Genomic DNA, 18,051 nt, shown 5'->3' with positions numbered 1-18,051 from the left:
CTGCCGCAGGTGGGGTCCCCAGGAGGACGGGTATGCGCAAGCTGACGTATTTCGTGGCATCGACGATCGACGGCTTCATCGCCGCCGAGGACGGGTCGGTGGACTTCTTCCCGGTGGGCGGTGATCACGTGCCATCGATCATCTCGCAATACCCGGAGACGCTGCCCACCAAGGTGCGCGAAGCGCGCGGGGTGGCGGCGGGCAATATCTACTTCGACACCGTCATCATGGGGCGCAAGGCCCACGACTTCGGGGTACGCACCGGCACCGCGAGCCCGTACGAGCATCTGCGCCAGTTCGTCGTGTCGACCACGATGCCCGAGCCGCCCGCGCCCGGTGTCGAGGTGATCTCGGGCGACCCGGTCGCGGCGGTGCGCGATCTCAAAAAGCAAGCAGGACTGGGCATCTGGCTCTGCGGTGGCGGTGAACTCGCCCAGACCCTGCTGCCCGAGATCGACCAGGTGTTCCTGAAGCTGTATCCGGTCCTGCTCGGCACCGGCAGGCCGCTGTTCGGTGGGGGCATGAAACTGCCCGAGCCCGAACGCTTCCGGGTGATCACCAGCCGGGTGTACGCCGACGGTGTCGCCTTCCTCAAGTACGGCCGGATCCGGTAGCGATGACGGGCCTCGATCCGGTTGCCGCCCTGCGCGAGATCGCGTTCTGGCTAGAGCGATCGCGCGCCCAGACCCATCGGGTGAAGGCCTACCGCCGAGCCGCCGACGTCGTCGAGGGGCTGTCGGAGGGCGAAAGATCCTCGCGCGCGGCCGAACACAGCTGGCAGGATCTGCCCGGCATCGGACCCAAGACCGCCACGGTCATCGAACAGGCCTGTGCCGGTGAGATCCCCGCCTACCTGGCCGACCTGCGCGCCGCGGCCGAACCCATCGGCCCCGCGGGCGAACCCCTGCGCACCGTGCTGCGCGGTGACCTGCACACCCACTCCGACTGGTCCGACGGCGGCAGCCCGATCGGCGAGATGATGCGCATGGCCGCCGCACTCGGCCACCAGTACTGCGCACTCACCGACCACTCCCCGCGACTGAAGGTCGCCAACGGGTTGTCGGCCGAACGGCTACTTCGTCAGCTCGACGTGATCGCCGAACTCAACGACGAACTCGCCCCCTTCCGTATCCTCACCGGCATCGAGGTCGACATCCTCGACGACGGCACCCTCGACCAGCGCGCCGACCTGCTCGAACGGCTCGACATCGTGGTCGCCAGCGTGCACTCGCACCTGCGTGACGACAGCGCGACCATGACCAAACGCATGGTCTACGCCGTGGCCGACCCGAATGTCGATGTGCTCGGCCACTGCACCGGCCGACTCGTGGAAGGCGGGCGCGGCACCCGCCCCGAATCCCGGTTCGACGCCGAACTGGTCTTCGAGGCCTGCCGCAAGTACGGCACGGCCGTGGAGATCAACAGCCGCCCCGAACGCCGCGACCCACCCGGTCGGCTGATCGACCTCGCCGTCGAGGTCGGCTGCTACTTCAGTATCGACACCGACGCCCACGCACCGGGCCAGTTGTCCTGGCAGGGCTACGGATGCGAACGTGCCGTCGCGCACGGGGTGACGGCGGATCGGGTCGTCAATACGTGGCCGCTGGACGACCTGCTCGCCTGGACGGCGGAATCCGGTGGGTGAAGGTTTGCCCAACAGCTGATGTCGGCCGCCGGGCAGCGGGTTCTCCTCTGATACAACTCGATTCGGACGAGTGGTGTGGGGGACTGGTGAACTTTCCGATCGAGATCGTGCTGTCGGTGCTCGGCGTGGTGGTCGCGGTCGCGACCTTCCTGCGGCAGTTCGTGTTCCCCGGCTACAAACGCATCGGGTTCCGGGTGCAGATGGACACCCCGGTGACCGGTCAGATCCAGTTTCCCGCGGCCGCCGACCCGGATGCCGATGTCACCGGCGCACTGCGCAATCTACAGACCGCGGCGACGCCGAACGGTGAACCGCTGACCTTGCGCAACCTGTCGCTGGCCCTGGTGCGTATCGAAAATGCCGGGTCCTTGCCCATCGTCTGGCAGGACTACACCTCGACCGACCCCAATATCGGTTTGCGCCTGAGCTTTCCGGGGCGGGAGGTGATCGCCGTCGCGGTCACGGAGTTGCAGGGCGTCGATCCGGACGATCTCGGACCCAACTCCGGTATCGCTCGGCGCACCGAAGGCGAAGGCGACACCTTCAAAGGCGTCGTCGACCTGCCGAAGGTGCCGATGGACCGCAAGGGCCACTACAAGATCCTCGCCGTCCTGAACAACAAGAACAACCTCACCACGTTCAAAGACGCGGAGCTGACCGGCCTGCGCAGTCTCAAGGCGTACCCGACACGCAGCAGCTCACGGTCCTGGCCCCTGATCGGCCTCAGCGTCTTCCTGCTGATACTCGTCCTGGTTCAACTCGGCGTCGCCTTGACGCGCACCGACCCACCACCGAGTTACTGCGCTGACGGCAACCTCACCCTCGTCGGCTCCACCGCCATGGAGAAGATGGTCCGCGAGGTCGCCGAAAACTACGAAACGCACTGTTCCGGTGCCGACTTCACCTTCGATTTCGCCGGTACCAGCGACGGTCTGCGTGTCCTTGACAAACCGGAGCAAGCACCGAACACCGTCGCCATCGGTGAGGGCCCCAAGCGCGACACTTTTCCCGACCTGTTCGAAACACCGTTCGCGGTGGCGCCGTTCGCGGTCGTCACCCACCCGGACCTCGGCATCGCCGACCTGTCGACCCCGCAGATCCAGCGCCTGTTCCGCGGCGAGATCGACAATTGGGCAATGCTCGGTGGTCCGGATCTACCCGTGGTCGTGGTGGATCGCCAGCACGGGTCGGGGTCGCGGTTCGCCCTCGAAGCCCGGCTGCTCGACTGGCAGCGCCCGCTCTACCAGCCCGAATTCTGTGCGGGCAGATCGCGGCTTGTCCACTGCGAGGTCGGCTCCACCGCGGAGATGGCCGAAGTCGTCGCCGCGACGCCGGGCGCGGTGGGCTATCTCGAGGCGACGACCGTCGGGGAAGGGCTGCGCGCGGTGACCATCGACGACCGGACGGCGACCAAAAACCATGTGGCCGACCGTAGCTACCCGTTCTACTCGGTGGAATTCGCCTTTCACGACTACCCGGGCGGCAACATGCCCGCCGATTCGCTCGCCGCGAAATTCGTCGACTATCTCGTCTATGGTGACGGGCGGCTCGTCGTCGCGGAATTCGGTGGCATCGCCTGCCTGGAGTTGGCCAAGCGATCAGAATGCGAACCGTGATCGAAGTGTGCTGATCGGTCGCTCGATGCGCTACGGCGGCGGGTAGTCCGCGGCGCGACTCGACCGTGACAATTCTCTGTACGGCGTAGACCGGCCGTGACGGCGGAATCTGCTGTCGCGGCAGGGAATCGCGTACAACAAAACCAGCAACATGCTGGTTTACTTTCCGGTAGCGGGGTACGTTCCTTGACGGCCCCTCTGATCAGGCGGGCACCCCAGCGGTGCGCTCCGCGCCTGGCCAGGCCAACCATGCCCCATGGACGGCGGTGAAGCTCTCGGTCTCCACCCCGCCGAGGCGGCCATCTCTTGTTCGCGCAAGTGTTGCGAGGTTGTGTCCCTGGAAGGAAGGTCATGAGTACAGATATGTCGGCAATGTCGCCGACCGGGTTCTCCAGTTCTGATCTCTATTCGATCGAGCACAATGGTGGCCCACTGCGAATTGCGATGGTCGTGCCACCGTATTTCGATGTTCCCCCCAAGGCGTACGGCGGGGTGGAAGCCGTTGTCGCCGAATTGGTCGATTCCCTGTGTGAGCGCGGCCATCACGTCACCCTGTTCGGTGCGGGCGAGGCCGGTACGAAAGCGAATTTCGTCCCGCTGTGGGATCGGATCGTGCCCGAGCGGCTCGGTGACCCGTTCCCGGAGGTGGTCCACGCGCTGCGCGTACGCCGCGCGATCGAGCGACTGGCCGACACCGAGGGCATCGACCTCGTGCACGACCACACGTTCGCCGGACCGCTCAACGCCCCCGCCTACGCCAATCTCGGCCTGCCGACCGTGGTCACCGTCCACGGCCCCGTCCAGGACGACTGCTACCGCTACTACCGCGAACTCGGCGAGGAGTGCTCGCTGATCGCCATCAGCGATCGGCAGCGCGAGCTGGCGCCGGATCTGGGCTGGGCCGGTCGCGTGCACAACGCGCTTCGCCCGGATCAGTGGCCCTTCCAGCCGGAGAAGGACAACTACGCGCTCTTCCTCGGCCGCTTCTCGATGGACAAGGGCCCGCACCTGGCCCTCGACGCCGCCCACGAGGCCGGTATCCCGCTGATCCTGGCGGGCAAGTGCTCCGAACCGCCGGAAAAGGCCTACTTCGAGGAATACGTGCGCCCCCGGCTCACCGCGGACGATCATGTATTCGGCCTCGCCGACGCGACCGCCAAGCGTAAACTGTTGGCCGGAGCTCGGTGTCTGCTGTTCCCCATTCGCTGGGAGGAGCCGTTCGGCATGGTGATGATCGAGGCAATGGTCTGTGGCACACCGGTTGTCGCCCTGCGCGGCGGCGCGGTGAGCGAGGTGCTGGTCGACGGTGTCACCGCGCGCATCTGCGAGGATCCCGCCGAACTGCCCGCCGCGATCCACGAGGTCGCCACCTACGACCCGGCCGCCTGCCGGGCGCACGTGGAGGCGCACTTCGGCGCCGACACCCTCGGCCGTGGCTACGAACAGGTGTACCGGGAAATTCTGGCGCGCACCACGATCGGATACGGCGGCGCCTTCACGATGCCGTCCGTCGCGGCGACCACCGGGCGCGCATGAGCCACAGCGACGCGCAGCCGAGCCCGACTCCGCTGAACGCGGGTGAACCGGCCGGGCTCGGCGGCCACGGCGGCAATGTGACCCTGGTCGAGGGCGGCACCTTCTGCCTCTCGGACCGGCTCGGCGACGTGGAGCCGGGCAAACCGCAGGGTTTGTTCTTCCGTGACGCCCGGGTCATCTCGCGCTGGGAACTGCTCGTCGACGGCAAGAAGCCCGAGCCGCTGTCGGTGCTGAGCCCGGAGGCCTTCGCGGCGCGTTTCGTGTTGCGCAGGCCGCCCCAGGCGGGCATGGCCGACAGCACCCTGCTCGTGGTGCGCGACCGGCTCGTCGCCGAGGGTATGCACGAGGTGATCACCCTCGAGAACATGAGCCGCGAAGCCACCGCGGTCGTGCTCGAGGTGCACGTCGACGCCGACTTCGTCGACCTGTTCTCGGTGAAGGAGGGCCGTGCGGGCGGGCGCCGCGCGGAGATGACAACCGCCGACGGCGAACTGCTGCTGCACGACCGCGCCGACCTGGCGCGCGGGCTCGCCCTCACCTCGACGGTGGAGCCGATGGTGCTGCCCGGCACCATGATCTGGCGCATCGTCGTGCCCGCGGGCGGTCGCTGGCAGACCGAGATCGCGGCCCTGCCCGCAGGCGCGGCCCAGCGCCCGCCGATGCAGGGTTCGGTGGGTGAACGCTACCGGGCGAGCGAACCGGTGAAGAAGATCCAGGCCTGGCGGGCGACGGCCACCGACATCACCAGCGATTCCCTGATGCTCAACCGGATACTGCGACGCAGCGAAAGCGATCTCGGCGCACTGCAGATCCACAGCGATTCCGGGACCGGCCGGCCGTTCGTCGCGGCGGGCGCGCCCTGGTTCATGACCCTGTTCGGTCGCGACTCGTTGCTCACCGCCTGGATGTCGCTGCCGCTGGAAACCGATCTCGCCCTCGGCACGCTGCAGCAGCTGGCCGAATTGCAGGGCGAGACAGTGGATCCGCTGGTCGAGGAGGAACCGGGCCGCATCATGCACGAGATGCGGCGTGGCCCGGCCGTCGGGCAGGTCCTCGGCGGCCAGATCTACTACGGCACGGTCGACGCCACCCCGCTGTTCGTGATGCTGCTCGCCGAATGTCTGCGCTGGGGCGCCGATCCCGCGTCGATCGCCACCCTGCTGCCCGCCGCCGACGCCGCCATCGGCTGGATCACCGATTTCGGTGACCGCGACGACGACGGTTTCGTCGAATACGTGCGCGCCACCGACCGCGGACTCATCAACCAGGGCTGGAAAGACAGCTTCGACGGCATCAATTTCGCCAGCGGCCAGCTCGCGCAGGCGCCGATCGCGCTGTGCGAGGTGCAGGGGTACGTCTACGCGGCGCTGCTGGCGCGCGCCGAACTCGCCGACGCCTTCGACGACGAACCGCTGGCCCGCAAGATGCGCGAACGCGCCGTCGCCTTGCGCACGAAATTCGCCGAGCAGTTCTGGCTACCCCAGTGTGGTTGGTACGCCGTGGCTCTGGACGGCAACAAGCGCCAGGTCGACGCCCTCACCAGCAACGCGGCACACTGCCTGTGGTCGGGAATCGCCACCGACGAGCACGCCGAGATCCTGATCCGGAACCTGTCCTCGCCGGAGATGGACTCCGGATTCGGTCTGCGCACCCTGGCTTCCAACATGGGTGCCTACAACCCGATGAGTTACCACTGCGGTTCGGTGTGGCCGCACGACACGGCGATCGCGGTGGCCGGGCTCATGCGGTACCAGCACGTGCCGGGCGCGATCGAACTGGCCACCCAGCTCTCGGCCGGGCTGCTCGACGCGGCAGCGGCTTTCGACGGCCGCCTGCCGGAGCTGTTCTGCGGTTTCCCCCGCGGACGCTTCGCCGCACCCGTGCCGTACCCCACCTCCTGCTCCCCGCAGGCCTGGGCCAGCGCCGCGCCGCTGCTGCTCATCCGTTCCTTCGTCGGCATCGACCCGGACGTCCCCGCCAAGACCCTGACGGTCCGTCCGCGCGTCCCGGCCTCGTGGGGCATCGTTCGCCTGGCCGATTTCCGGCTCGGCACCGACACGATCGACATGGAAGTGCGTGGCACCGAGATACTCACCGCGAGCCTGCCCGAGGGTTGGGAACTGGTGATCGAATAGCGCGGCGATGCGCCGGGAACCCCCTGGTACCCGGCGCATCCGTTCAGCGCGACAGCGGGAACTGTTCGTCCAGTGCGAGATTGAGCTCGAGGACGTGCACCCGCGGTTCACCGAGGAAGCCCAGCGTGCGACCGTGGGTGTGCTCGCTGAGTACCGCCCGCACCTGCTCGGGGGAAATGCCGCGCGCCCGGGCCACCCGGTCGACCTGGATGGCGGCGTATTCGGGGGAGATGTGCGGGTCGAGGCCGCTGCCGCTCGCCGTCACCGCGTCGGCGGGCACCGCCGGGTGAGCCGGTGCGTCGCCGGGGACGGGAACGAGCACGCCCGTCGAGTAGTCCTCGCCGGTTCGCGCGCATTCCACCGCGACACCACGAAAGGTTGGGGTGAAGGGGCGCGTCGGACACGGCTCGTTGACGCTGACCACCCGCTCCGGCCGCGACACGTCACCGTCGGCGTCACGCGGACCGAGCACCGAGACAACCGCGCCCACACCGCTTTCCGTGCAGAACCGGCGACGGCCGTCGACCCCCTCACGGTCGCCGACCTCCACGGAACGCGCGCAGACGGCGGTGAGCAGACTGGTCCGGTCGGTCGTGTCGACGATGTCCTCCGGGCCGAGATTGCTCGCGGCGGAGGCGAGCGAGTCGTAGCCCTCGCCCGCCGCGGACGGGCGGCTCTGGAAGTACTGCCCGAGCGCGGTGCCGTCGGCATCGGTGAACGACTGCCCGATCAGGCTCGAGCCCACCAGCCTCCCGTTCCGCTCGACGAGCGATCCGGCGGCTCGGTGATCCAGACCGGGCAGCTGGGCGATCGTGAAAACCGCCAGGGGATAGACGATTCCGGTGATCGCGGTGAGTACCAGCAGAGCACGCAGGGCGGCCAGGTGCTGGCGGAACCAGGTCGAAGTACGCATATCAGGACATCCCGGGAAGGAGTTGGACGAACAGATCGATGACTTTGATGCCGAGGAACGGCGCGACGATGCCACCCAGCCCGTAGACGGTCAGGTTGCGGCGCAACAAGTCCGAGGCGCTGCTCGGCCGGTATCCGACACCGCGCAGTGCCAACGGGATCAGTGCGACGATGACGATCGCGTTGAAGATCACCGCCGACAGGATCGCCGACTGCGGACTGGCCAGCCGCATGATGTTCAGCGCGTCCAGGCCGGGGAACAGCGGCACGAACAGGGCCGGGATGATCGCGAAGTACTTGGCGATGTCGTTGGCGATGGAGAACGTGGTGAGCGCCCCACGGGTGATGAGCAGCTGTTTGCCGATTTCCACGATCTCGATCAGCTTGGTCGGATCCGAGTCCAGATCGACCATGTTGCCCGCCTCTTTGGCCGCCGAGGTGCCGGTGTTCATGGCCACGCCGACATCGGCCTGGGCCAGCGCGGGGGCATCGTTGGTGCCGTCGCCGGTCATCGCGACCAGTCGGCCACCGTTCTGTTCCTTCTTGATGAGAGCGAGTTTGTCCTCCGGTGTCGCCTCGGCGAGGAAGTCGTCGACGCCCGCTTCGTCGGCGATCGCCTTGGCGGTCAGGGGGTTGTCGCCGGTGATCATCACCGTGCGGATGCCCATCCGCCGCATTTCGTCGAAGCGTTCTCGCATGCCCTGTTTGACCACGTCTTTGAGGTGGACGACGCCGAGCATGCGGGCGGTGCCGCCGTCGACCTCACCGACCATCAGCGGTGTTCCGCCTGCCGCGGAAATACCGTCGACGAGGGTGGACGCTTCGGCCGGTACCGAACCGCCCTGCGCGCGGACCCATTCGGCCACGGCACCGGCCGCGCCCTTGCGCAGGCGGCGCCCGTCGGCCAGGTCGACACCGGACATGCGCGTCTGGGCGGTGAACTCGACCCAGACGGCGCCCGGCAGTTCCCCCGCGCCGCGCTCGCGCAGGTTGAACACTTCCTTGGCGAGAACGACGATCGAGCGGCCTTCCGGGGTTTCGTCGGCCAGGCTCGACAACTGCGCCGCATCGGCCAGTTCGTCATCGAGAATGCCTGGCACGGTGAGGAATTCAGCGGCCTGGCGGTTACCGAGAGTGATGGTTCCGGTCTTGTCGAGCAGCAGCGTGTTCACATCACCCGCCGCCTCCACCGCACGTCCCGACATGGCGAGCACATTGCGCTGCACCAGCCGGTCCATCCCGGCGATGCCGATGGCCGAGAGCAGCGCGCCGATGGTGGTGGGGATCAGGCAGACCAGTAGCGACACCAGCACGATGCCGGTGATGCCGTCGCCGTCGAGCGCCAGGGTGTCGGCCACGCCCGGATTGTTCGACTTCGAGAAGATCGCCAGCGGCTGCAAGGTCGCGACCGCGAACACGAAGATGATCGTCAATGCGGCGAGCAGGATGTTCAGCGCGATCTCGTTGGGCGTGCGCTGCCGGTTCGCGCCTTCCACCAGGGCGATCATCTTGTCGATGAAACTGGCACCGGGTTCCTGGGTGATGCGGACGACGATGCGGTCCGAGAGCACGGTGGTGCCGCCGGTGACCGCCGAACGGTCGCCACCGGATTCGCGGATGACCGGCGCCGATTCACCGGTGATCGCTGATTCGTCCACCGACGCGATGCCCTCGACCACATCGCCGTCACCGGGGATCACCTGACCTGCCTCCACCACCACGAAGTCACCGCGGCGCAGTTCGGGTGCGGCGACCCGCTGCTCGACGATCGGGGCGCCCGGCCGCCAGTCGGTGAGCCGACGGGCGACGGTGTCGGTCTTGGCTTTTCGCAGGCTCTCGGCCTGCGCCTTGCCGCGCCCCTCGGCGACGGCCTCGGCCAGATTCGCGAAGACCACCGTGAGCCACAGCCAGGCGACGACGGCCCAGGCGAACAACGACGGTTCGGCGACCGCCAGCACGGTCGACCACGCCGCGCCGATCTCCACGATCAGCACGACCGGGTTCTTCCAGAGGGTGCGCGGGTCGAGTTTGCGGATCGCCTCGGGCAGCGCCGTGCGCAACAGCGTCGGGTCGAGGACGCCACGGGTGGGTCGCTCGGTGCGCGGGGAAGCGAGACTGGGAACGGACATGTCAGTGGATTCCTTCGGCGAGCGGCCCGAGCGCGAGGGCGGGCAGGAAGGTGAGCGCGACCAGGATCACCGTCACCCCGACCACCAGGCCGACGAACTGTGGCCGGTGGGTGGGCAGGGTGCCGACCGAGGCGGGCGTGTGGCCCTGCGCGGCCAGCGAACCGGCCAGCGCGAGCACGACGATGATCGGGACGAACCGGCCGAGCAGCATGGCCAGCCCGAGCGCGGTGTTGAACCAGGTGGTGTTGCCGGCCAGTCCGGCGAAGGCCGAACCGTTGTTGTTGGCTGCGGAGGTGAAGGCGTACAGCACTTCCGACAAGCCGTGCGGTCCGCTGTTGAGCATGCTGTCGCGCGGCCCGGGCAGGGCCGTCGAGACCGAAGTCCCGACCAGCACGATCAGCGGGCTCACCAGGAAATACGTGGCGGCGAGCTTGATTTCGCGCGGCGTGATCTTCTTGCCGAGGTATTCCGGTGTGCGCCCGACCATCAGGCCCGCGACGAACACCGTGACGACGGCCAGGATCAGCATGCCGTAGAGGCCCGAACCCACCCCGCCGGGCGCGACCTCGCCCAGCTGCATGTTCACCATGGTCACCAGGCCACCGAGGCTGGTGTAGGAGTCGTGGGAGGAATTCACCGCGCCGGTCGAGGTGAGGGTCGTCGCCCCGGCGAACACGGCCGAATCGGCCACGCCGAAGCGGGTTTCCACCCCTTCCATCGACGCACCGACGGCGGTGGGAACGGTTCCGTGGTGTTGCGACTGGAACCCGGTGAGCAACGAAACACTCACCAGTGCAATAGTTCCCATTACCGCGACGATGGCGTAGCCCTGCCTCCTGCTGCCGACCATGCGCCCGAAGGTGCGCGGCAGCGAGAACGCGATCAGCATCAGCGCGAAGATCTCCACGAAGTTCGTCCACGTGGTCGGGTTCTCGAACGGGTGCGCGGCATTGGCGTTGTAGAAACCGCCGCCGTTGGTGCCGAGTTCCTTGATCGCCTCCTGGCTCGCGACGGGACCGCCGGTGATCGTCTGCGCGGCGCCGCCGAGTGTCCGCGCCACCTGGTCGTGCAGGTGGAAGTTCTGGATCACCCCGCCGGCCACCAGCACGACCGCGACGACGAACGCGAGCGGCAGCAGGATGCGCACGGTGCCGCGCACCAGGTCGACCCAGAAATTGCCGAGCTCACCGGTGCGGTGGCGGGCGAAACCACGGACCAGCGCGACGGCCACCGCCATACCCACCGCCGCCGACACGAAGTTCTGTACGGCCAGCCCGGCCATCTGGACCAGATGCCCCTGGGTCGACTCGCCGGAATAGTTCTGCCAGTTGGTGTTGGTGACGAAACTGGCGGCGGTGTTCCACGCCAGCGCCGGGGTCATCTCGGTGCCCGGATCGTTCAGGTGCAGCGGCAGCGCGCCCTGGACCAGCTGGAAGAAGAACAAACCGAGCACGCCGACGGCGGAGAAGGCCAGCACACTGCGGGCGTACACCGGCCAGGTCTGCTCGACGTCGGGGTGCGCGCCGATCGCGCGGTAGATCAACCGCTCGGCACGGGAATGCCGCTCGCCGTTGAACACCCGGTACATGTAGTCACCGAGCGGCACATGTGCCAGTGCCAACGCGAGTACAAGGGCCGCGAGGAAGACGATCCCCGCTGTTGTCGTGGTCACTAGAACCTCTCGGGGAAGAGCAGGGCCGCCACCATGAACACGGCGACACCCGCGGCGAGCACCAGACCGACCAGATTCGCGATCACAGCTTCTCCAGCCCGCGCTGGATCAGGCCAAGCAGCGCGAAGACCGCCACGGTGAGCACCGTGAACACCACCACAGACATGTCCGACCTCCTCGCGCCCCACCGTGGGGCGCCACTCCGAGTCAAGGCCTTCGGATGGGTGGCGCGGGCATTCCTTACGGATCCTTAGCGCACCGCGGCGCCGCCTTTGCGGGTTGTTGACGGTGCCCCGCGCGATGATGAACCGGTGAAACGCGGTCGACTACGCATCTACCTGGGTGCCGCACCCGGCGTCGGCAAGACCTACGCCATGCTCGGTGAGGCACACCGGCGGCTCGAGCGTGGCCGCGATGTGGTGGCGGGTGTGGTGGAGACCCACGGGCGGGCGAAGACCGCCGAGCTGCTCGACGGGATCGAGCGGATCCCACCGAAGGCGGTGCGTTACCGAGGCACCGAACTGCCCGAACTCGATGTCGACGCGGTACTGGCGCGCAAGCCCGCCGTGGTGCTCGTCGACGAACTCGCCCACACCAACGCGCCGGGCAGCGCGCACGAGAAACGCTGGCAGGACGTGGAGGCGATTCTGGACGCGGGAATCGACGTCATCTCCACGGTGAACGTGCAGCACCTCGAGAGCCTCAACGATGTGGTCGCCCAGATCACCGGCATCGAACAGCGCGAGACCGTACCCGACGCGGTGGTACGCGGAGCGGATCAGGTAGAACTCGTCGATCTGACGCCGGAAGCGCTGCGGCGCAGACTTTCCCACGGCAACGTCTACGCCGCGGACAAAGTCGACGCGGCCCTGCGGAACTACTTCCGTCCGGGAAACCTCACGGCCCTGCGCGAACTCGCGCTGCTGTGGCTGGCCGATCAGGTCGACGCGGCACTCGCGAAGTACCGGGCCGACCACGACATCACCGAGCTGTGGGAGGCGCGCGAACGCGTGGTGGTCGCGGTGACCGGTGGTCCCGAATCGGAGACCGTGGTGCGCCGGGCCGGGCGGATCGCCTCGAAATCCAGCGCGGAACTCGTGGTGGTGCATGTGGTCCGCGGCGACGGTCTGGCCGGAGTGTCCACGCAACGGCTGGCGCGGCTGCGCGAACTCGCCGCCGCGCTCGGCGCCTCGCTGCACACCGTCACCGGCGACGACGTGCCGACCGCCCTGCTGGAATTCGCGCGCGAGGTCAACGCCACGCAGCTGGTACTCGGCACCTCGCGGCGCTCGCGCTGGGCGCGGATGCTCGACGAGGGCATCGGCTCCACCGTGGTGCAACGCTCCGGCAAGATCGACGTGCACATGGTGACCCACGAGGAAGCCAACCGTGGGGTCCGGCGCAATCCGCTGCGAACGCGCCAACCGGTTGTGGCCTGGGTGGCTGCCCTGCTCGTGCCCACGCTGGTGAGCGTGCTCTGCTGGGCGGTGCTCGACCGGCATCTGCAACTCGGTGGGCTCAGCGCGATGTTCTTCGTCGGGGTCGTCGCGGTCGCGTTGCTCGGTGGGGTGCTGCCCGCGATCGCCTCGGCCCTGCTGTCGGGACTGCTGCTGAACTGGTTCTTCACCACGCCGCGCTACAGCCTCACCATCGCCGAACCGGACAACTTCGTCACCGTGGTCGTGCTGTTGATCGTCGCGGTGGCGGTGGCGGCGCTCGTCGACCTCGCCGCGAAGCGAACCAGGCAGGCGCGTAAGGCATCCCGCCAGGCCGAGCTGCTCACCCTGTTCGCGGGGGCCGTGCTGCACGGCGCCGATCTGCCGCATCTGCTCGAACAGGTCCGCGAGGTCTACGGGCAACGCGCGGTGAGCCTGCGCTGCGGTGACGAAGTGATCACCTCGGTCGGAGCCGACCCGCCGCATCGGGTCGCCGACGCGGAGACCGCGATCGAAGCCGGCGACACGACCAGTCTGCTGCTGCTGGCCGGGCATCCGCTCGATCCGGGGGAGCGGCCCGTGCTCAACGCGGTGGCGAACCAGGCCGTCGGCTTGGTGCGCCAGCAGCGCCTCACCGAAGAGGCGGGGGCGGCGGCCGCGCTGCTCGAAGCCGACCGGTTGCGACGCGCGTTGCTGTCGGCGGTGAGCCACGACCTGCGCACACCGCTGGCCGGGGCCAAGGCGGCGGTGTCGAGTCTGCGCAGCGACGACGTGGAGTTCTCGCCCGAGGACACCGGCGAACTGCTCGAGGCCATCGAGGAATCCGTCGACCAGCTCACCGCCCTCGTCGGCAACCTGCTCGATTCCTCGCGACTGGCGGTCGGGGTGGTCACCCCGCAGACGCGGCAGGTGTATCTGGACGAGGCCGTGCATCGGGCGCTGGTCAGCGTGGGAATGGGTACGAGGGGGCTGCGGCGCGCGGCGATGGACCGGGTGACGGTGGAGGTGGGGGAGATCTCGGTGTCGGCCGACAGCGGATTGCTCGAACGAGTACTGGCGAATCTGCTGGACAACGCGCTTCGCCACGCCGGACGCGACACGCCTGTGCGCGTGACCGCCGACCGCGTCGGCGACCGGGTCGTCGTCGCGGTCGTCGACACCGGGCCGGGTGTCCCCGCGGGCAGCGAGGAGCACCTGTTCGCGCCGTTCCAACGGCTCGGGGACCGCGACAACACCACCGGCGTCGGCCTGGGATTGTCGGTGGTCCGCGGCTTCGCCGAGGCCATGGGCGGTACCGTCCACGCCGAACCCACGCCCGGCGGCGGACTGACGGTGCTGCTCGAGCTGCCTGCCGGTGTGTCTGCCTCGACCGCCCCCGCCGCCCGACCAGGAATGTGAGGACATGAGCAACTCATCGGGGACGGACGCGCCGCAGCCCGGCGATTCCCGGTCGGCCGGGTCCGCCACCCGCGTGCTCGTGGTCGACGACGAACCGCAGATCGTGCGCGCGCTGCGGATCAACCTGTCGGTGCGCGGGTACGAAGTGTTCACCGCCGGCAACGGCGCCGCCGCGTTGCGCGTGGCCGCGGAGAAGCAGCCGCACGTGGTGATCCTCGACCTCGGCCTGCCCGATCTGGACGGAATCGAGGTGCTCGCCGGGCTGCGCGGGTGGACCTCGGCACCGGTGATCGTGCTCTCGGCGCGCACCGATTCGGCCGACAAGGTGGAGGCGCTCGACGCGGGCGCCGACGACTACGTCACCAAGCCGTTCGGGATGGACGAACTGCTGGCCCGGCTGCGGGCGGCGGTCCGGCGCGGTGCGGGGGCGGCCGACGAGGCGGAACCGGTGGTCGTCACCGACTCCTTCACCGTCGACCTGGCCGCCAAACAGGTCACCAAGAACGGCGCACCCGTCCACCTCACCCCCACCGAATGGGGGATGCTCGAGATGCTGGTGCGCCATCGCGGAAAACTGGTGGGCCGCAAGGAATTGCTGCGCGAGGTGTGGGGCCCGGCGTATGCCACCGAAACCCACTACCTGCGGGTCTACCTCGCCCAACTCCGCCGCAAACTCGAAGACGACCCCGCCCACCCCCGCCACCTGCTCACCGAGCCGGGCATGGGCTACCGCTTCCACGAATGAAAGCCCAGCCACTGCTTTTGTGAGCACCTGGGTAACTCGCCGGGTACGAGCTGACCCGCCCACCTCCCTACTGCATGCCGCGTCTCCACCTCGCTTCGCACCCGAGGCCGGCCGAAGTCGCGGGGGCAGGTGAGCCTGGGTTTCCGGGGAGGCGGGCCGGCATGCCAGGATCAGTTCCATGGCAGTTGAGCAGAACGCACCCGTGAGCACCGCGCCCGTCGAACTGTGGGTCGAGCGCACCGGAACCCGGGCCTACACCGGACGCAGCAACCGTGGCGCCGAAGTACTGATCGCCTCGCAGGGTGTGCCCGGCGCGTTCACCCCCGGCGAGCTGCTGAAGATCGCCCTCGCCGCGTGCACCGGGCTCAGTTCCGACCTGCCGCTCTCGCGTCGCCTCGGCGACGACTTCGACGCGACCATCCGTGTCTCCGGCGACGCCGACCGCGAGAACGAGCTGTACCCGCAGCTCGACGAGGTGTTCGAGCTCGACCTGTCCGAACTCGACGAAGAGGCCCGCGAACGGCTGCTCGTCACCGTGCAGCGCGCCGTCGACAAGGTGTGCACCGTCGGCCGCACACTCAAGGCGGGCACCAAGGTGACCTTGAACTTCGACATCGACGCCTGACCGGCGAGGAGCCGCTGTGACCGAACCTGTCCGACTGTCCGCGTGGGTCCACGGGTACGTCCAGGGCGTGGGTTTCCGCTGGTGGACACGCTCGCGTGCACTGGAACTCGGTCTCACCGGGTACGCGCGCAACCACGCCGACGGACGGGTCCACGTGGTGGCCGAGGGACAACGAACCTCGGGCGAGAAGTTGCTGGAACTGCTACGGTCCGGCAAGGCGCCTGGGCGGGTAGACCTGGTTGTGGAAAGCTGGGAACCCGCGCGCGGTGACATGACCGGATTCGAGGAGCGGTAGAAGTGACTTCGGGGGTTAGGCGGCAGTGAGCACACACAACCCTGGTACGCCCGACCAGCCGGACGAGCCGGGCGGATCCTCGCCCTGGACCCCGCCCGACTCCGGCGCGGCCCCGACCCCGCCGGAACCACCCGCGGGCACGCAGCCCACCTGGCCCCCACCACCACAACAACCGCCGCAACCGCGTCCCGGCCGGGTGGCCAGGCAGGAACCGGGCCGCACCCAGCCCCGCCCGCCGACGGTCGCCGAGGCACGGGCGCGCGAGAAGGCGCGCAAACAGGCCGAGCAGGCCGAACGCGCCGCCGCCGAAGCCGCGGAAGCCAAGCGCCGCACCAGGAAACGGGTGATGATCGGCGGTGTCGCCGTGGTCGGTGTCGCCGCCCTCGTCGGCGGCGGCTACCTCGCCTACCGGGCGATCAACGCGCCCGAACAGGTCACCGCCTCCTGCGTGCAGATCGACCAGAACGGCCAGGAGGTCGTCGTCCCGGACGAGCACTGCGGCGACGGCAAGACCAACTTCCGCAGCGACAGCTCCGGTGGCATGGGCAGCCTGATCCTGCTCGGCTGGCCACAGTACCGCTACCACTACGGCGGCAACGCCACCATCGGCAGGCCGCCGAGCGGGGGGACCTCGGTGAAACCGCGCAACGCCGAGATCAAGACCAAGTCCGGCACCACCGTTCAGCGTGGTGGTCTGGGCAGCAAGTCCGGCGGGAGTGGGTCTTAGTGCGACGTGTCGCGAGTACGCCCCGGCCGGGCTGGCAGGAGATCATCGAAAGCCAGGGGCTCGTCTACGGCGTGCCCGGCCGCGATGCCAGCGGTCAGCCGCGGCCCTACTGGGACGAATCGGTGCACTACGAGTTCTCGATGGACGAGATCCTCGCGCTGGAAGCCGATGTGGAACTGCTGCAGTCGATGTGTCTGCACGCGGCCGAACACGTGGTGCTCACCGAGCGGTACGCCGATTTCGGACTGCCCGAATGGAGTTGGGGCCCGATCGCCGAATCCTGGCGGCGCAGCGACCCTTACGTGTACGGCCGGTTCGATCTGCGCTACGACGCGCGCCGTCCTGCCAAACTGCTCGAATACAACGCCGACACCCCCACCTCGCTGCTCGAGGCGGCCATCATCCAATGGCACTGGTTGCAGCAGATGTATCCCGGTGGCGACCAGTGGAATTCACTGCACGAGAAGCTGGTTGAGCGCTGGGGCGAGCTGCGTGACGTGCTGCCCGGCACCGAACTGCACTTCACCTGGTCGGGCGCCGACGCCACCGGCGAGGACAACGTCACCACCGCCTACATGCAGGAAACCGCGGCCGAAGCGGGCTTCGACACCGTCGCGCTGCCGATCGAGGAGGTCGGCTTCGACACCGAACTCGGCCGCTTCGTCGACCTGGCCGAGGCGCCGATCGAATCGATCTTCAAGCTGTACCCCTGGGAATGGATCCTCGACGACGACTTCGGCAGACGTGTCGTCGCGAGCATCCCGCAGACCGCCTGGATCGAACCACTGTGGACCACCCTGCTGAGCAACAAGGCGCTGCTGGCGATCCTGTGGGAGATGTATCCCGGTCACCCGAACCTGTTGCCCGCCTACCTCGACGACCCGCACGAGCTCACCGAATACATCCGCAAACCCAAGCTCGGTCGTGAAGGCGCCAACATGACCATCGTCGGTCCCGGCATGGAGACCGCGACCGGTGGCGTGTACGGCGCCGAGGGCTTCGTCTACCAATTGCTCGACCCGCTCCCGGAATTCGACGGTATGCGTCCCGTGCTCGGTGCGTGGGTCGTCGGTGACAACGCCGCCGGGCTCGGTATCCGCGAGACCGCGGGCCTCATCACCGATGACGGCGCCGCGTTCGTCCCGCACCGCATCGTCGACTGACCACAACACTGTTTCGA

At 68.3% G+C, this 18,051-nt stretch carries 14 protein-coding genes; 11 read left to right on the top strand and 3 right to left on the bottom strand.

The annotated features are described in order from the left end of the window. The first annotated feature begins 32 nt into the window (after positions 1-32). The 5 genes from AB0I35_RS07520 (at position 33) to AB0I35_RS07500 (ending at position 6,932) form a co-directional block, all read left to right on the top strand. Positions 33-614 (top strand): dihydrofolate reductase family protein, encoded by a 582-nt coding sequence (locus AB0I35_RS07520; protein ID WP_357394937.1) that lies wholly within the window; start codon positions 33-35, stop codon positions 612-614. A 2-nt stretch (positions 615-616) separates the two neighbouring features. Beyond that, positions 617-1,645 carry a PHP domain-containing protein gene (locus AB0I35_RS07515; RefSeq protein ID WP_357394936.1) on the top strand — a complete coding sequence of 343 codons (1,029 nt, stop codon included), beginning with the start codon at positions 617-619 and terminating at the stop codon, positions 1,643-1,645. 86 nt (positions 1,646-1,731) lie between these two features. Further along, a complete protein-coding gene (locus AB0I35_RS07510; protein WP_357394935.1) occupies positions 1,732-3,261 on the top strand; it encodes a substrate-binding domain-containing protein in 1,530 nt (509 codons plus the stop codon). A gap of 372 nt (positions 3,262-3,633) precedes the next feature. Beyond that, complete coding sequence (locus AB0I35_RS07505) at positions 3,634-4,797, top strand: glycosyltransferase family 4 protein (protein ID WP_357395029.1); 1,164 nt, start codon at positions 3,634-3,636, stop codon at positions 4,795-4,797. After that, the gene (locus AB0I35_RS07500; RefSeq protein WP_357394934.1) at positions 4,794-6,932 is read left to right on the top strand and encodes a glycogen debranching N-terminal domain-containing protein; all 2,139 of its coding nucleotides are present in this window, start codon (positions 4,794-4,796) and stop codon (positions 6,930-6,932) included. The genes AB0I35_RS07505 and AB0I35_RS07500 overlap by 4 nt, the downstream gene beginning before the upstream one ends. A gap of 43 nt (positions 6,933-6,975) precedes the next feature. Here the strand turns inward: AB0I35_RS07500 and AB0I35_RS07495 are convergent, their stop codons facing one another. From AB0I35_RS07495 to kdpA, 3 genes are read right to left on the bottom strand one after another with little or no spacing between them, the layout of a single operon-like run. Continuing rightward, positions 6,976-7,845, bottom strand: a complete 870-nt coding sequence (locus AB0I35_RS07495; RefSeq protein ID WP_357394933.1) for a potassium-transporting ATPase subunit C — start codon at positions 7,843-7,845, stop codon at positions 6,976-6,978. A 1-nt stretch (position 7,846) separates the two neighbouring features. Then, a complete protein-coding gene (kdpB, locus tag AB0I35_RS07490) occupies positions 7,847-9,973 on the bottom strand; it encodes a potassium-transporting ATPase subunit KdpB (RefSeq protein ID WP_357394932.1) in 2,127 nt (708 codons plus the stop codon). A 1-nt stretch (position 9,974) separates the two neighbouring features. After that, positions 9,975-11,645, bottom strand: a complete 1,671-nt coding sequence (kdpA, locus tag AB0I35_RS07485) for a potassium-transporting ATPase subunit KdpA (protein ID WP_357394930.1) — start codon at positions 11,643-11,645, stop codon at positions 9,975-9,977. Between the two features lie 311 nt (positions 11,646-11,956). On the opposite strand from kdpA, the gene AB0I35_RS07480 reads away from it, so the two are divergent. The 6 genes from AB0I35_RS07480 (at position 11,957) to AB0I35_RS07455 (ending at position 18,034) form a co-directional block, all read left to right on the top strand. Continuing rightward, complete coding sequence (locus tag AB0I35_RS07480; RefSeq protein WP_357394928.1) at positions 11,957-14,479, top strand: sensor histidine kinase KdpD; 2,523 nt, start codon at positions 11,957-11,959, stop codon at positions 14,477-14,479. Between the two features lie 4 nt (positions 14,480-14,483). Continuing rightward, on the top strand, positions 14,484-15,224 hold the full coding sequence (locus AB0I35_RS07475) for a response regulator (RefSeq protein WP_357394926.1): 741 nt from the start codon (positions 14,484-14,486) through the stop codon (positions 15,222-15,224). A gap of 178 nt (positions 15,225-15,402) precedes the next feature. Further along, a complete protein-coding gene (locus tag AB0I35_RS07470; protein WP_067493401.1) occupies positions 15,403-15,849 on the top strand; it encodes an OsmC family protein in 447 nt (148 codons plus the stop codon). 16 nt (positions 15,850-15,865) lie between these two features. Further along, entirely contained in the window at positions 15,866-16,144 is a 279-nt protein-coding gene (locus tag AB0I35_RS07465; RefSeq protein ID WP_067493403.1) for an acylphosphatase, read from the top strand. A 25-nt stretch (positions 16,145-16,169) separates the two neighbouring features. Continuing rightward, entirely contained in the window at positions 16,170-16,871 is a 702-nt protein-coding gene (locus AB0I35_RS07460) for a hypothetical protein (RefSeq protein ID WP_357394925.1), read from the top strand. Further along, positions 16,871-18,034 (top strand): glutathionylspermidine synthase family protein, encoded by a 1,164-nt coding sequence (locus AB0I35_RS07455; RefSeq protein WP_357394924.1) that lies wholly within the window; start codon positions 16,871-16,873, stop codon positions 18,032-18,034. The genes AB0I35_RS07460 and AB0I35_RS07455 overlap by 1 nt, the downstream gene beginning before the upstream one ends. Positions 18,035-18,051 lie beyond the last annotated feature (17 nt).

Source organism: Nocardia sp. NPDC050378 (genome assembly GCF_040655675.1).
GTDB lineage: Bacteria > Actinomycetota > Actinomycetes > Mycobacteriales > Mycobacteriaceae > Nocardia > Nocardia coubleae.
Note: the sequence above shows the minus strand (reverse complement) of the source record. Positions and strands in the feature narration are given on the sequence as shown.

What these genes read in the sequence shown, in the direction of transcription:
- AB0I35_RS07520 (WP_357394937.1), top strand. Translation starts at nt 33, where the DNA reads ATGCGCAAGCTGACGTATTTCGTGGCATCGACGATCGACGGCTTCATC.
- AB0I35_RS07515 (WP_357394936.1), top strand. Translation starts at nt 617, where the DNA reads ATGACGGGCCTCGATCCGGTTGCCGCCCTGCGCGAGATCGCGTTCTGG.
- AB0I35_RS07505 (WP_357395029.1), top strand. Translation starts at nt 3,634, where the DNA reads ATGTCGCCGACCGGGTTCTCCAGTTCTGATCTCTATTCGATCGAGCAC.
- AB0I35_RS07500 (WP_357394934.1), top strand. Translation starts at nt 4,794, where the DNA reads ATGAGCCACAGCGACGCGCAGCCGAGCCCGACTCCGCTGAACGCGGGT.
- AB0I35_RS07495 (WP_357394933.1), bottom strand. Translation starts at nt 7,845, where the DNA reads ATGCGTACTTCGACCTGGTTCCGCCAGCACCTGGCCGCCCTGCGTGCT.
- kdpB (WP_357394932.1), bottom strand. Translation starts at nt 9,973, where the DNA reads ATGTCCGTTCCCAGTCTCGCTTCCCCGCGCACCGAGCGACCCACCCGT.
- AB0I35_RS07475 (WP_357394926.1), top strand. Translation starts at nt 14,484, where the DNA reads ATGAGCAACTCATCGGGGACGGACGCGCCGCAGCCCGGCGATTCCCGG.
- AB0I35_RS07470 (WP_067493401.1), top strand. Translation starts at nt 15,403, where the DNA reads ATGGCAGTTGAGCAGAACGCACCCGTGAGCACCGCGCCCGTCGAACTG.